At 39.2% G+C, this 14,510-nt stretch carries 17 protein-coding genes; 11 read left to right on the top strand and 6 right to left on the bottom strand.

The genetic code is table 11. The annotated features are described in order from the left end of the window. The first annotated feature begins 9 nt into the window (after positions 1-9). From GM182_RS05370 to GM182_RS05320, 11 genes are all read left to right on the top strand, one after another. Positions 10-1,533, top strand: a complete 1,524-nt coding sequence (locus GM182_RS05370) for a helix-hairpin-helix domain-containing protein (protein WP_449186091.1) — start codon at positions 10-12, stop codon at positions 1,531-1,533. Position 1,534: 1 nt separating this feature from the next. After that, positions 1,535-1,894, top strand: coding sequence for a 50S ribosomal protein L17 (gene rplQ, locus GM182_RS05365; RefSeq protein ID WP_449186090.1), 360 nt, complete (start codon positions 1,535-1,537; stop codon positions 1,892-1,894). Next, a complete protein-coding gene (locus GM182_RS05360; protein ID WP_449186089.1) occupies positions 1,882-2,625 on the top strand; it encodes an energy-coupling factor ABC transporter ATP-binding protein in 744 nt (247 codons plus the stop codon). The genes rplQ and GM182_RS05360 overlap by 13 nt, the downstream gene beginning before the upstream one ends. After that, the gene (locus GM182_RS05355; protein WP_449186088.1) at positions 2,613-3,365 is read left to right on the top strand and encodes an energy-coupling factor ABC transporter ATP-binding protein; all 753 of its coding nucleotides are present in this window, start codon (positions 2,613-2,615) and stop codon (positions 3,363-3,365) included. The genes GM182_RS05360 and GM182_RS05355 overlap by 13 nt, the downstream gene beginning before the upstream one ends. Beyond that, complete coding sequence (locus GM182_RS05350) at positions 3,352-4,044, top strand: energy-coupling factor transporter transmembrane component T family protein (RefSeq protein WP_449186087.1); 693 nt, start codon at positions 3,352-3,354, stop codon at positions 4,042-4,044. The genes GM182_RS05355 and GM182_RS05350 overlap by 14 nt, the downstream gene beginning before the upstream one ends. Further along, positions 4,037-4,816, top strand: a complete 780-nt coding sequence (gene truA / locus GM182_RS05345) for a tRNA pseudouridine(38-40) synthase TruA (protein ID WP_449186086.1) — start codon at positions 4,037-4,039, stop codon at positions 4,814-4,816. Before GM182_RS05350 ends, truA begins: the two co-directional genes overlap by 8 nt. Then, positions 4,797-5,234: a 50S ribosomal protein L13 gene (gene rplM, locus GM182_RS05340; protein WP_449186085.1), complete on the top strand. Its 438-nt coding sequence runs from the start codon at positions 4,797-4,799 to the stop codon at positions 5,232-5,234. The genes truA and rplM overlap by 20 nt, the downstream gene beginning before the upstream one ends. A 13-nt stretch (positions 5,235-5,247) precedes the next feature. Beyond that, positions 5,248-5,637 (top strand): 30S ribosomal protein S9, encoded by a 390-nt coding sequence (gene rpsI, locus GM182_RS05335; protein ID WP_449186084.1) that lies wholly within the window; start codon positions 5,248-5,250, stop codon positions 5,635-5,637. Positions 5,638-5,701: 64 nt separating this feature from the next. Then, on the top strand, positions 5,702-6,826 hold the full coding sequence (locus tag GM182_RS05330; RefSeq protein ID WP_449186083.1) for a substrate-binding periplasmic protein: 1,125 nt from the start codon (positions 5,702-5,704) through the stop codon (positions 6,824-6,826). Beyond that, on the top strand, positions 6,810-8,153 hold the full coding sequence (locus GM182_RS05325) for a sensor histidine kinase (RefSeq protein ID WP_449186082.1): 1,344 nt from the start codon (positions 6,810-6,812) through the stop codon (positions 8,151-8,153). The genes GM182_RS05330 and GM182_RS05325 overlap by 17 nt, the downstream gene beginning before the upstream one ends. After that, positions 8,154-9,626, top strand: coding sequence for an HD domain-containing phosphohydrolase (locus GM182_RS05320; RefSeq protein WP_449186081.1), 1,473 nt, complete (start codon positions 8,154-8,156; stop codon positions 9,624-9,626). Positions 9,627-9,650: 24 nt separating this feature from the next. On the opposite strand, the gene GM182_RS05315 is transcribed toward GM182_RS05320, so the two are convergent. The 6 genes from GM182_RS05315 to GM182_RS05290 all read right to left on the bottom strand — a co-directional run bounded on the left by GM182_RS05315 (position 9,651) and on the right by GM182_RS05290 (position 14,479). Next, a complete protein-coding gene (locus GM182_RS05315) occupies positions 9,651-10,841 on the bottom strand; it encodes an ABC transporter permease subunit (RefSeq protein WP_449186080.1) in 1,191 nt (396 codons plus the stop codon). Further along, on the bottom strand, positions 10,831-11,553 hold the full coding sequence (locus GM182_RS05310) for an ABC transporter ATP-binding protein (protein ID WP_449186079.1): 723 nt from the start codon (positions 11,551-11,553) through the stop codon (positions 10,831-10,833). The genes GM182_RS05315 and GM182_RS05310 overlap by 11 nt, the downstream gene beginning before the upstream one ends. Continuing rightward, positions 11,550-12,158: a hypothetical protein gene (locus GM182_RS05305; protein ID WP_449186078.1), complete on the bottom strand. Its 609-nt coding sequence runs from the start codon at positions 12,156-12,158 to the stop codon at positions 11,550-11,552. The genes GM182_RS05310 and GM182_RS05305 overlap by 4 nt, the downstream gene beginning before the upstream one ends. After that, a complete protein-coding gene (locus tag GM182_RS05300) occupies positions 12,145-12,810 on the bottom strand; it encodes an ABC transporter ATP-binding protein (protein ID WP_449186077.1) in 666 nt (221 codons plus the stop codon). Before GM182_RS05300 ends, GM182_RS05305 begins: the two co-directional genes overlap by 14 nt. Beyond that, positions 12,803-13,180, bottom strand: a complete 378-nt coding sequence (locus GM182_RS05295; protein ID WP_449186076.1) for a GntR family transcriptional regulator — start codon at positions 13,178-13,180, stop codon at positions 12,803-12,805. Before GM182_RS05295 ends, GM182_RS05300 begins: the two co-directional genes overlap by 8 nt. Before the next feature lie 90 nt (positions 13,181-13,270). Further along, complete coding sequence (locus tag GM182_RS05290) at positions 13,271-14,479, bottom strand: glycosyltransferase (RefSeq protein ID WP_449186075.1); 1,209 nt, start codon at positions 14,477-14,479, stop codon at positions 13,271-13,273. Between the last annotated feature and the right edge of the window lie 31 nt (positions 14,480-14,510).

Here is a 14,510-nt window from a genome sequence, read left to right as displayed (position 1 = left end):
GGTGCTTATATGGAACTTATACCGCTTGCTGATATAAATCTAAAAGTAGAAGAGATGTACGATGACCCCGAAAAGGGGTACAACTATGCTCGTATTAGCATAGGACCCCTTAATGAGGGTTATGGTATTACAATAGGAAATATGCTGAGAAGAGTGCTTCTTTCCTCTATTGAGGGAGCAGCACCTATTGCTTATAAGCTCAGCGGTTTTTACCATGAATTTACATCTCTTGAGGGTATATATGAGGATGGTCTTCAGATTACTATGAATCTGAAGAACCTTGTTGTCAAACTGGAAGATAGTGATTTCAAGACCTTGTATATATCTAAAACAGGTCCTGCTGTTGTCAGGGCCTCTGATATAAGCCGCTCTGCTGATGTTGAAGTTATCAATGGTGATTTGAGACTCTTTGAGATTACTGAACCCATTGAGGTCAAGATGGAGATATTTGTAGCCAAGGGACGCGGTTATATGACAGAAGAAGAAGTAAAAGAGCATTTTGCCGAGATTACACCTGGTGGTGCTCATATTAGAGACTATATCACTATTGATGCCACCTCTACCGATAACTTTATGCACGCCGGAAGAGACATCATTTTTATTGATGCTTTCTTCTCTCCTGTTAAAAGAGTTGCATACAAGGTTGTACCTGCCCGTGTAGGTAAGTCTTCTAAGTATGACCAGCTCGTTATGGAGATTTGGACAGATCGTTCCGTTTCTGCCATAGATGCCCTTAAAGAGGCGGTAGCCATTATGAGAGATAGGTTGACACTGTTTGATATGCTTGATGATGCTGTTGAAGAGTATCATACTCGTAGCAATGAAACTCAACAGCAGATGCCCATGCAGATACAGTCTCATACTCCTCTTACAGAATTGGGCTTGCCTGATCTTGTGGCAGAGATTTTACAAAGACATGGTATTGATACTATTGAGGAACTTGTGGATATTACACGTTCTGGTGGTCTTGACCATATACCACATATTGGTGCAAAGAGAAAAGAATCTATTATCGAGGCCTTGGAGCGTTGGATGAAAGAGCGTGGTGAAGAACTGTTTGTGGAGACTTCACCTATGGCAACTGTTTCCATTGAGTCGGATGAAAAACTTAATGAAGATATAAGTGTGTTAGGTTTGGGCTCTCCAGTAGAAAAGAATCTTAAGAAAGCGGGTATAGAGACAATAGGCCAGCTTGTCGAGATTATTAATCAGGGAAAGCTAACAGAAATTAAAGGTATTGGCCAGAGCAGAGCCCAGAAGATTATTGAAGTTATTCAGTCATACACTGGAGCTAAAGAAGAAGCAGAGGCAGTAAGTGCAGAAAGTGCCGTTGATGAGAGTGCATCTATTGAGTCTCTTGGACTTGATGACACTCTTGTAAAGATATTAAAGTCTGCTGGTATTGATACTGTGGCAAAACTAAAGGCCATGGTAGACGATGGTTCTATATCTACTGTACGTGGTATAGGAGCTACCAGACAAAAGAAGATAAAAGACGCACTGACTGCCTACCTGGAGAAAGGAGGTCAGTAAGGTGAGGCACAGAGTAAAGAAAGTTCAGCTTAGTAGAAAGAAAAACCAAAGGGAGGCTCTGCTGAGGGGCTTGTTTAACTCCCTTGTTCTATATGGTCGTATTGAGACCACACATCCTAAAGCAAAGGCACTACAATCTTATGTTGAAAGGGTAGTTACCCGTGTGAAGAAAGAGCCACTTATGTACAACAAGGTCAGAGAGGCCAAGAGGCATCTTTATGATAAACAGGCTGTTTGGAAACTTGTAAGGGAAATTGCTCCCAAATATGAAAGCAGAAATGGTGGATATACAAGGGTTGTTCGTACCCGTATCCGCCGTGGTGATGGTGCCCAGATGGCCATTATCGAATGGGTAGAGTAATAGTAGAAAAATTAACAGTTAAATATGGGGATAGGGTGGTGCTGCGAAGCATCACCCTTTCTTTTAATAAACCGGGCTTTGTTGCTATTGTCGGAACTAATGGTGCTGGTAAATCTACATTTGCCAAGGCTTTGGTTGGTGTATTAAATTATGATGGTCGTATATATGATGAAGATACAAATAGTGTACCCCGTGCAGGTTATGTTTGGCAAAATCCAGAATGGGGATTTATTGGTTCTACTGTTTGGGAGGAAGTTGTTCTTTCCTATTTATTAAAAGGTTTCTCACATGCAGATGCATACTCTAAAGCTGAAACTATTCTAAAACAATTTGGGTTGTATTCTTTCCGCAATAGAGAAGTGCATACACTTTCGGGTGGTTATAAGCAGGTGTTGGCTATTGTTACGATGATGGTTCTTTTTCCCGGAGTTATCGTTTTTGATGAGGTAACATCTATGTTAGATACGAAAGAACGTTATATGATATTGGGTTATCTCCGAAATTTATCAAAGAAATTGTTGATTTTTCTTATTACACAGCGTTCTGAGGATCTTAAATATGCCGATAGAGTTATAGGTATTAAAGATGGAGCCATCGCATTTGATGGTTTTCCTGAGAGTTTGTGGGAAGAAGATTATCAACAATTTGGATTAACTCTGCCTCTTAGCTATAAACTGACGAGGAAGTGGAATATACCGTGGAAACCGCTGGGAATACTTTGGTCGAAGTAAATGGTTTGTCTTTTGGCTACGAAAAAAACATGATCGTTTTATCTGATATTTCCTTGTCTTTGGAAAGGGGAAAAGTTTATGCACTTTTAGGCGCTATGGCGTCTGGTAAAAGTACACTGTTGAAACTTCTTGCTCGTTTGGCCAAGCCTCTATCAGGGCAAATAATCCTTGAGGGTAAAGATGTTTGGCAAATATCAGAAAGGCAATTTCGTCGGTGTGTTTCTATTGCCTTTCAATATCCTGATAGAAGTATATTTGCTACTACTGTATATGACGAGGTAGTGTTTGCTCTAAAAATGTTATATCCTGAAAAGAAACATATGTTCGATAGTTTAGTGAAAGGTGCTTTACTAGCTGTGGGACTCGATGAATCATTTTTGAAGCGCAATCCTCACATGCTTTCAGGAGGAGAAAAAAGAAAGGTATCACTAGCTGCCACAATCGTTCATAGGCCACAGTTACTGCTTCTTGATGAACCTACAGCAGGTCTTGATGGTATATCTGCAGAGAGTATTTTATCGTTTGTTGCTGATTATGCTAAGTCTGATAATACTGTTCTATTTACTACCCATAATCTTGAGGATATTTCCATAGCCGATGAAGTAATTATTCTCTATGATGGAAAAGTTCATTATATTGACAAGAATCGAGTTGATTATATGGTGCTTGTTTCATATGGCATATTGCCACCAGATTATGTGTTGTATGAGTATTGGGGGAAATATCATGGCTGTACGTAGACTTATTCATCCAGCTACGGAAATAATATTATTTGTTATATTGGCTGTTATCTTATGGAAAAACATATGGTTTACTGTTTTGGTTAGCATGTTTGTCTTATCCGTCTTAGTTATATTTAATGTTACATGGAAAAAACTGTATAGATATACTGTTGGAGCCTTATGGATTGTGTTTTTGCTTATTGTGGTATCTGCTATAACAACAGGTAATGTTTTGAGCGCTTTTCTAACGGGCTATCGTCTTCTATTGTTAATTGTTTTACTATCTCTAATTTCTCTGATATCTTCCCCCTTTGATATTACATATGGTATTTCTGCCTTGCTCAAACCGTTGAAATATATAGGCTTTCCCACCTCTGAGCTGGCATTTGTATTGGCAATGTCGCTCAGATTTATTCCACTTATGTCAGAAGAGGTAGAACGTATTATTACTGCTCAGAGGGCTCGTGGATTTGATATAAAAAATATTCGTCATGTTTTGTCTGTTGGTTATTCTATATTAGTTCCTGTATTTATATCGGCTGTTGTCAAGGCAGAAGCTATGGCTATATCGTTGTATCTAAGAGGTGTAGATGTCAAGAAAGGTATTCCTCCTGTAAAAGAGATTCGGTTTGGGATAATAGATATACTTCTTTTGCTTATAGCTATAGCGTTGTTGGTGGTGAGTGTGTATGCATAAAGTGGCATTTGTTGTGCAATATGACGGAAGGGGTTTTCATGGTTTTCAGTATCAGCCAAACATGAGAACTGTACAAGGGGTGTTAGAGCAGGCTATTTCACGTGTAGAGAACAAAGATATTCGTATAGAATATGCCTCACGGACTGATACTGGAGTTCATGCCTATTATCAAGTGGTATCCTTTTACTCCAATAGAAATATAGAACCTCGGAAGTGGTTGCAAATTATGAGGGGGCTATTGCCCGAAGATGTTATGGTGTGGAAGGTGGCATATGTGCCTGATAGTTTTCATCCCCAAAGGACCCCTCATGAAAAAGAATACATATATAGGCTTAGTCGTTGTCCTTTATCGGTGTTTGATAGAGGATATGGTTGGTGGGTAAGACATCTTAATGTGGATGTTCTTCGCAGGGAGATAGAGTATGTGCAAGGTACTCATGACTTTGTGTACTTTTCTAAGACAGGTGCCCCAAGACAAAATACTATTCGTACCCTACATGTGTCCTTGACCGAAGCGGGTAAATATGTTATACTCTCATTTAGGTCTTCGGGTTTTTTATATGGTATGGTGCGACTTATCGTTGGTACTTTAGTAGAAGTGGCTACTGGACGGTTGCCACAGGGTGCCAGCGGTAAGGTGCTTGAAGGAGATATATCTTTACGGGGTAAATCGGCCCCGGCGGGCGGGCTCTTTTTGAAAGAAATCCGCTATAATAAAATAGATATAAAGTGGCAGGAGGAGTGTGAGAGCGATGAAGACGATAATACCTAAGAAGGAAGAGGTGAAGCGTACCTGGTGGGTTGTTGACGCCGAGGGTAAAACTCTTGGTAGGCTTGCCTCTGAAATAGCAGTGCTTCTAAGAGGTAAGCACAAACCCATATACACACCAAGTGTTGATGTGGGTGACTTTGTTATTGTTATTAACGCCGATAAAGTTAAGGTAACAGGTAAGAAGGAGCAGCAGAAGGTGTACTATTCTCACTCAGGTTATCTTGGCCATCTTAGAGAGACACCACTGTGGCTTATGAGACAGCGTACCCCAGAAAAGATTATTAAGAGAGCAGTTAAAGGTATGCTTCCCAAGACAGCAATGGGCAAAAAGATGCTTGGTAGACTGAAAGTTTACAGAGGTCCTGAGCATCCCCATCAGGCTCAGAAGCCAGTAAAGTATGAGCCCAAGTGGGTATGAGGAGGGATAAGCGGTGAAAGGAAGATTAATAACAGTTGGTCGTCGTAAAGAAGCAGTTGCAAGAGTATACTTGGTTCCCGGTACTGGTAGGGTATGGGTTAATGGTTATGACTACAGAAGATATTTCCATCGCCCACTTCTTGAGATGCTTATTGATAAGCCCCTCAAGATTGCCGGTGTAAAAGAAAAGTATGATGTAATAGCCCGTGTACGCGGTGGTGGTAAGTCTGGTCAGGCTGATGCTATCAGGTTGGCTGTAGCCAGATGGCTTATTGCCGAGAATCCAGATCTCAGACCAATGCTCAAAAAGGAAGGTCTTCTTACAAGAGATCCCCGTGAAAAGGAAAGAAAGAAATACGGTCTTCACAGGGCAAGAAGAGCCAGACAGTACAGAAAGCGTTAATTATTTTATTTACTAAAAAGATAAGGGGCAGATATTTCTGCCCCTTTTTTTTGTTTTGTATATCGTGACTGGTTATATAATGACTATTGGTGATATTATGAAAAAGCTTGTCAGTTTTTTAATTGTAGGCATTTTTATCTGCTTGTATATTACTGCTGCTTATGCTTCTAATGAATCTCGGGATATTGCTCCAAAAGGTACAAACTATGTGTTGGTCACTGAGTATCAGGATTCTTCTTTCCCTAAGTATTCGGAGTTGGGTGGCATTGGTAATGATGTAAATTTAGCACTTAATAAAAGCCTTAATCATAGAAGTATTTCTATAAAATCCGTTTCTGTTGTTCCCTATAGACCGCTGAAGAGAATTCTACTGGATTTGAAGTACGGTAGAATTTCCTTCTTTGCCTTACTCGCATATACTTCTGCTCGCAGTAGACAATTTGAATATTCTGATATTCCTGTGTATATTACTTCTTCTGTGTTTGTCAAACGTAAGGAAGATGCATTTGTGTACACAGGTCCATCTTCCCTTGAAGGCAAAAAAATAGGAGTAGTGGCAGGCACTCGAACGCAAAGGTTTTTAAAAAGTCTAATAGGTGGTGTTATACATGCCAAGATTTATGAAGTGTCCGATGTTACTTCGCTCTTACGTATGGTGGCAAGGGGAAGATTGGATTTGGGATTTTACTCTGCGTTGTCTCTAAAGTATCTTGTTACATCCTTATATAATAAGGAACTTGTTTTAGCTCCAGGTATTGTGGATAGATATGGACATTATCTTGTTTATTCCCGAAATGTTCCCAAAGATGTAGTTTTTCATGTTAATGACGCTTTATTTCACCTTGTTAGTGAAGGTCTATTGGATAACATATTGTCTCATTATGGGGTTAAACCTGAGACAGTTTCTCTGCGCGATTTTTATGTAGGTATCCCTCAATATCTATGTGGCGAAAAGGGTGAAGTGTTTCGTATTTTGACATCCTATAACCTTAATCCCCATATTGCGTGCTACAGTCAGAGTTTTTTGGATATGTATCTAAAAAATGGTGTGATTTTCTCTGTATGGAGTGATACCCCGATAACAGACAGTTATATTCTTGTAAAAGGCAGATATTTTAGTTGTTCGCCTGCTATACGTGGAGTATGTAGTTTTTTGCAAAAGGTGATTTACGATGAAGGAACAAGATAAGCGTAGTTCCCGTTTTTTGTCTGTTAAAAAGTCTATTGGAGCTCTACTTTTTATGATTATGGCTTTGGTTACTGTGTATTATTATGACATGACTTGGCATAGGCAATATACGGAAAAAGTATCGATATACACCGCTATGTTGAAACAATATGTGTGGGAGCTTAACAGCAATAGAATTAGAGAAATTGCGCATGTGTTATTTTCCTCTGGTGATATGTGTGGTTTATCTGTCATGGATGATTACGGAAATCTTCTTTTTAAGAGTACTGATTGCCGTTCTCGTCTCAACGGGTTCCAGAAAGCGCTGTTATGGGCAGGACTTGTGGAGATTGATGATACATCAATTGTTGTCACCTATGATGAAATGAATATTGGCTCTATAACATTCTATACAGTGGATTTTCGCCGTACTGTAGCCATTTCTATCTTTATGATATATTTTCTTGTATATCTTTTACTATCCAGATACTTAGAAAATCTGCGTATGAGACAGAAGTTAGAGGCAGTTAATAAAGAACTTTCTGAAACGCTTTCCACATTAAAGCACACGATAAAAGAACTAGAGACAACACGGACTGAGCTTGTTAGGCAGGAGAAATTTCAGTCTCTTGTTAAGCTCATGGCTCAGATAGCCCATGATGTTAATACTCCGCTTGGCGTTGCATATACTTCTGTATCAGAACTTTCTAGAGAGATTCAGCGTATTAGTCAGCTTTATAAAGACAAATTGTTAGAAGAATCGGAATTCAGAGAGTTTCTTGAAATAGGTAATGAACTTATAGATTTACTAGAGCGTAATATCCAACGAGCATACGAGCTTATTCGTAGCTTCAAGAAAATAACTTCTTATGAAGTATCAGAAGAAAAAATGGAATTTGAGGTAATGGAGCTTATTCGGGATATAGTTAAGTCGTTTGGTAAGCGATTTGAAAAGGCCGGAGTGAAGGTTAATATCAGTGGTGATAATAAAAAGATATCTTCTTACCCCGGTGCTATTGTTAGGATATTGACTAATCTTCTAGAAAATTCACTTGTTCATGGTTTTAATGGTAGAAGTGGTGGTGAGATAGATATTCATGTTTCGATAGCAAATGGCCAACTTACCATAGATTATCGTGATAATGGTAAAGGCCTTTCCCCTTCAATTGTAGATAAAGTATTTGAGCCATTTTTTACTACAAAGTCCGGAGGATATACTACCGGTCTTGGTCTATCTATTATCTACAATCTTGTAACATCGACACTTAATGGTACTGTTAAGATAGATGAAAATTATAAGCATGGTTTTAGGATTGTGATATCATTTCCTGTAGAGGAAGTGGAATAGATGGACATATTTAAAACGACGGCCCAAAGACGTAAAGAGGCCTTAGTACAGCCATGGAAGGTTCTGCTCGTTGATGACGAGGAGGATGTCCATCACATTACTCGACTTGCCCTTAGAAAATTTACATTTGAAGGTAGACCTGTAAAACTTATTAGTGCTTATTCTGGTGAAGAGGCAAGAAAAATATTAGAACAAGAAACGGATATTGCATTGGCTATTATAGATGTTGTCATGGAAGACGACCAGGCAGGACTGAGGCTTGTGAAATACATTAGGGAAACTTTAGGTAATCGCTTTATCAGGCTTGTTATACGAACAGGTCAGCCAGGATATGCCCCCAGGCGGGAAGTTGTGCAGAAATACGATATCAATGATTATCGGGAAAAAGGTGAAATATCATCTGATGTTCTGTATACTATCGTTGTTTCAGGTCTTCGCTCCTATAGAGATATTATGCGAGTGGAAAGAGAAGCTAATCTACTTAGAAACATTGCCGCATTTCTTTCCGATGCGTCTTCAGAACTTAGCATTCAATCCTTTTTGAGACGAGTATACCATAAAGTGCTGGAACTCTTGGATACATTTCAATCACCTGCATCTGCTTTGTTTGTAATAGAAGGACAGGTGGTAGAGCAGACAGGAGTGATGGATAGAGAGGTTTTAGAATTAAAAGATGTTATGGATATACCTGGAAGTCAAAGTTTCTTTTGGCCATCCTCAGATGTTATCCTTTTGCATATTAAGGATGAAGAAATGAGAGACGTAGGTTTTATTGTGAAGATGTACAAGCACGATGATTTGTTGAAGAACATTCTAGGTATATTTTTACATAATGCTATTGTTGCTGCCCATAATATGGAACTTACCAAGCAACTTAATACTACTCTATTTGACATTATTTATCTACTAACAGATTTGCTTGGTAAGAGATCAGGTGAGACAGGAGAGCATGTTGCTAGGGTTGCAGAGATTGTTTCTAGCATATCAGAATTTCTTGGAATTGATAGTGAAACAGTATATAAATATAAATTGGCTTCCATGCTTCATGATGTAGGTAAGATTGGTATACCGGATAATATTCTTAACAAACCTGGTAGCCTGACTGATGAAGAATTTGAAATTATGAAAAGACATACCCTTATCGGATATGAAATACTGACGCGGTTCGATAAAGATGTTTTTGAGATTGCCGCACTTATAGCCAGGTATCACCATGAAAACTTTGATGGCACAGGGTATCCAGATGGTCTGAAGGGAGAAGAGATTCCACTACCTGCCCGTATTACTGCTGTTGCAGATGTATACGATGCCCTTATTAACGATAGGGTATACAGGAAGGCATGGCCTGAGGATGAGGTTCTTGCATTTATCCGCGAAAATAAGGGAAAGAAATTTGATCCCATGGTTGTAGATATATTCATAGAGCACTATGACGAGATTAAGAAGAGAATGGGTAGAGTTGTGCGTATTTAACCCTACCCATTCTTAGAAAAATATTTAGGTCCTCAAGATGACTTGTTCCATGTCAAGGATTTTCACTACAATACCGATTACTACTGCTGCTACAAGAATATTGGCGCCAAAGGCAACGATAACATTGAGTGTTGTCAGCTGTCCCATAACAGCTCCATATACCAGTGCCATGGTATTGACAATAGGAATGTAGAATGCCCACATTGCCAGTTTACCACCAGATATCATTGTGGGAATAATGGCCATAGCAGGCAAGAATACAAGAAGTCCAAGCTGGCTAAGGTATAGCTGGGCCTCCCTCAGAGTTTTACTCCACATAGAAATAATGAGTTGCAGTGCAGCACCAAATAGGGCAAGTAGCACTGCCGCTAAGAATAGCATAACCATTGTACTCGGGCTGATAAATTTTCCTATCATGCCAATATCAAAATTTCTCTGTGCAATACTGGCACTCTGCTTTATAACATACCATATAGCGAATCCTTCACCTGCCAGAAGAGCTGTTGCCGATATAAGATTGGTAATTGTTAGGGCGACCCACTTACCTGTGGCAATGGATTTTCTATCTGCGGGTGATGATAGTAGTGGTAGTAATGTGCCCCTTTCCTTTTCACCAGCACCAATATCGGCCCCAAGGTAAGTATTGCCTATTGTCGTAAACATGACGAGAAAGAGACCCAGAAGGTATCCTGTCATAGCCTTTACCATTGCAAGGGGGTCTCCAATAGGTGTAGTTTTGATTTGGGTTAACGTATTTACAGGTGGAAGCCCGTGTTTTTGTAGATATTCGGCCACATACATTTCTTTGATAATATTGGCAATAGCCTGTATTTTTTGGCTACCACTGGCTTTTTCTACGTTGTAGTATGTTTCAATAATGATACTATCACCCTTTGGTTCGATTTTAAAGCCTGTGAGAGCTTTTCCATCTTTTATAGCTTTACCTATGTCATCGACTTCAATGTAATTTTCTATAATTTTCTCCTTTTTCAAAATCTCCGCATAATGCTTAGCCAGTGTATCTCCCACTTGTATGGCTACGGTTTTGGCCTGCACTTCTTCCTTTTTAGATGTAGATGTTTGAAAGTAGAACATGCCTATTAAGAGAGCAGGCATCAGTATAGCCGGTAATATTATGGTCATAAATATTGTGCGTTTTTCTCTAAATAGATCTTTTAGTTCTTTTTTGACAACACTCCACACCTTACGCCACATCAGAGCTCACCACCTTTAAGAAGGCATCTTCTACAGTTGCGGTATCGTATTTCTCCTTAATAGACTGGGGGGTACCTTCCTCTACAATTCTTCCTTTGTGAATGATGTATATGTAATCGCACAGTTTCTCTACCTGTGCCATGAGGTGGGTAGACAGTAATATCGTTTTTCCTTCGTCTTTCATTTCTCTGATAAATGTTTCTACGGCCCTTGTTGATGGTACATCAAGACCGTTTGTTGGTTCATCAAGGACTACTACAGGAGGATTATGTATTATGGCCCTTATAAGATTGATTTTTTGCATCATACCCTTGGAGTATGTACCTGCCAATTTTTTGGCATAGTCTACGTCAAGAAGCTCAAAGAACTTATACATCCTTTCCTTTGCTACATCAGGTGGAACATCTGCAAGGTCGGCGAAGTAGAGAATATTTTCCTCACCGGTAAGTCTCTGATATATGCCTGATTCTTCAAATACAACCCCGAGATTTTTTCTAACTAAAGCTGGCTCTTTGATAACACTGTGTCCATTAACAATGATGTCTCCTCCGTGAGGTTTTAGAATAGTGCTAAGGATTTTGATAGTTGTTGTTTTACCGGCACCATTAGGACCCAAAAGTCCTGTAACTTTACCGGGTTCGGCCTTGAGACTAATGCCCTTTAATACTTCTGTTTTGCCAAAATTCCGCTTTAAGTTTGTGATCTCGATCATGAAACCACCTCCCTTATTATGAAAGCATTTCCCAATATATATATAAGTAGCCCTGTTAGACTACTTGCAATTGGATAAGTGATAACAAGTTGTGCGATATTCCCCGCCAGTGCTATACCTCCAACCATGTATGTAACACGTACTAGGGAAGCGGATATGTTAACCTTTGTACATAGTAGAGATAATGCACTTTTTAGGGTTGTGAAAGTAAGCCCAACTGCTATTGCTGGCATAAAAACATACATAAGGGATTTTTCTATGCTTATTCCTTTTAAGACAATAACTATGGTTGGTATAGATGCATAAACAAGTGCATGTAAGACTTCGTATTCCAATATGTCGGTAGCGGTAATACCAACTGTACGATACCACTCACCTCGTGGGGTAAATATTGTAGGTAAATATGGGTCACTTACCCCTATAATAACGCCAGCGAGTATTCCGTATAGCATAAGTATCTTAGACATTGTAATGTGCATCTCATTTAGTAATTTGTTGCTGTCTGGAGAAAGGTTTGTAAACAGATATAGAAATATCAAAATGCCTATATACAGAACATATAGGAAAAAATTGTTTTTGCCATAAAAAGTTTTAAACAGCCTCATAGTATTCACCTCCAAACAGGTGCATATACATCTGTTCCAGCGTTTGGTCCCTATGTTCCTTAAGCTCCTCTAAGTTTCCCTGGAGTATAATTTCACCGTCGTTAATAAAGATGACTGTATCGGCAATTTTTTCTACCTCGTATATCTGGTGAGATGCCATTAATATGCTTTTTCCATCTGATACCCACTGGATCATGTACTCTCTCAGTGCTTTTACACGCGGTAAGTCAATTCCTTGCCATGGCTCGTCGGCGAGTATAATGTCTGCATCGCTGGAGAGAGCTGCCGCCCAGAATATTAATCTTCTTTGACCTTCAGATATTGCATGAATGGGTGTATTGCATGGTATTTTCCATATACTGCACAATTTATTAAATGTATTTGCATGAGATCCTGCTATGTAGCATATGTTGTACCCTGTGATAGATGGGTATATTAATGTATTTTGTGGGATGTAAAATGCCTTTCCATCAAGAGATATTGTTCCCTTATAAGGTTTGAGTAGCTTTAGTATTGTGCGAATGGTTGTAGTTTTACCGCTACCTATCGGTCCTAAAAATGCGGTAAGAGACCCTTTGTCTACATGAAAGCTAATGTCTTTGAGTATTTCTCTCTTGCCTATTTTTACCCATACATTCTTAACATCAAGCATCGTTATTCCACTCCTTATCAATGAGTTTATGGATAGTGTGTATATCCAGACCCAATTTTTTGGCCTTACTTACACATGTTTTTATATCCTCTGTAATGATTTGTTGTCTTTCATGCGCTAAAATTACAGGAGCTTCTCTGCTGATGTATGTACCTCCTGAACCTTTCGTGTATAGGTATCCCTCACTGAGGAGTTCTCTGTATACTCTTTGAATAGTGCCGGGATTGACCTGCAACTGTGATGCAAGGGTTCTTATAGGGGGAAGGCGATAATCGGGTTTCAACTCACCTGTAGCAATAGCATATTTGATTTGCTCTTTTATTTGCTTATAAACTGGTTTTGTGTTGTGATAATCTATTTTTATATCCATATGCCTCACCTTGTCTATTTGTATTATAACAAATAATACAAAAGTAGAAAAAAGAAAGGCTGTGCATATGCACAGCCTTGAACGCGCTATTTACATAAGTGATGAAAGGAGATTGAGGTAATCTTTTAGGAGTCTTGTGATAAGGAACTTTTCTTTTACTGTTTCATGGGCGCGCTGCCCTATCTCTTCGGCAAGGGCTTTATCCTCAAGAAGCTTAACAATTGTATTGGCAAATCCATCGTAATCGTATGGGTCATGGAGGAAGCCATTAACACCGTCTTCAATTTGCAGTGTGATACCGCCAACACGAGATGCGACAACGGCCTTTTTCTTCCACATAGCCTCTGTGACTGTGAGGCCAAATCCTTCTCTTGTGGATTTCTGAATAACAACATCGGCTTTTCTCTGGAGGGCATTTACCAATGTGCTGGAATCAACTGTTAGAAGTAATACATCACCTGTCTTGATAAGGTCTTTAGCAGCTTTCTCAACTTCTCTATATATTTTCCAACCCTCTGGATCATCGCTGGCCATGTTGCCGAGAAGTACAAGTCTTGCATCTACACTTTGCTTAACCTTCTTGAATACCTCTATAACACCTACAGGGTCTTTCCACGGGTCAAAGCGAGATATTTGAGTAATTATTGGTTTGTCTGTTTTTATACCATACTTTTTAATGACCATATCTACCTCTTCAGGAGTCATATCCCTATTTTTCTCAGATAATGGATCTATTGATGGATAGAATATAACCTGCGGGTTAGGAAGATCGTCCTTTTTGTATTTCTCACTAGAAATAATCACTGTATCGTAGGCAAGTATAAATCCTTTAAGATATTCCCACAGCGTTTTATTAGGATTGGTTATGTCTATATGACATCTCCATATCCACGGTTGGGATTTCTTGTAGAAAGATATTAGTGGTAATGGTTGTGGATCATGAACAATGACAAAATCATGGTCAAGATGGGTAAAAACAGAAAATGCTTCTACTGTCTCTTCATAGATTTTCTTTATGTTGTTGGTCAGATTTATGTCTGCCCCTTGTAGGGCATTGTGAAACGATTTGGTGACATTAAAAAATTCAGGAGTGCCATGAAGTATTCTCCACCCTGTTTTAATGCCAATAGAGTTCATTAGAGGAATGAGTGTATTTAGCATTTCAGCAACACCGCCGCCTTGATATGTAGAGTTGATATGTACGACGTGCTTACCTAGTAGTGGTTTGGCTGCCTTGTAAATTTCGTATATTTCTTTGTCACCAATAACACGACGATAGTCAGAAAGTTTTTTCTGCATACCTTTCACCTCCCTTTGGTATTATTACAGA

Source organism: Zhurongbacter thermophilus (assembly GCF_026184435.1).
Classification (GTDB): Bacteria; Coprothermobacterota; Coprothermobacteria; order Coprothermobacterales; family JAADFF01; genus JAADFF01.
Note: the sequence above shows the minus strand (reverse complement) of the source record. Positions and strands in the feature narration are given on the sequence as shown.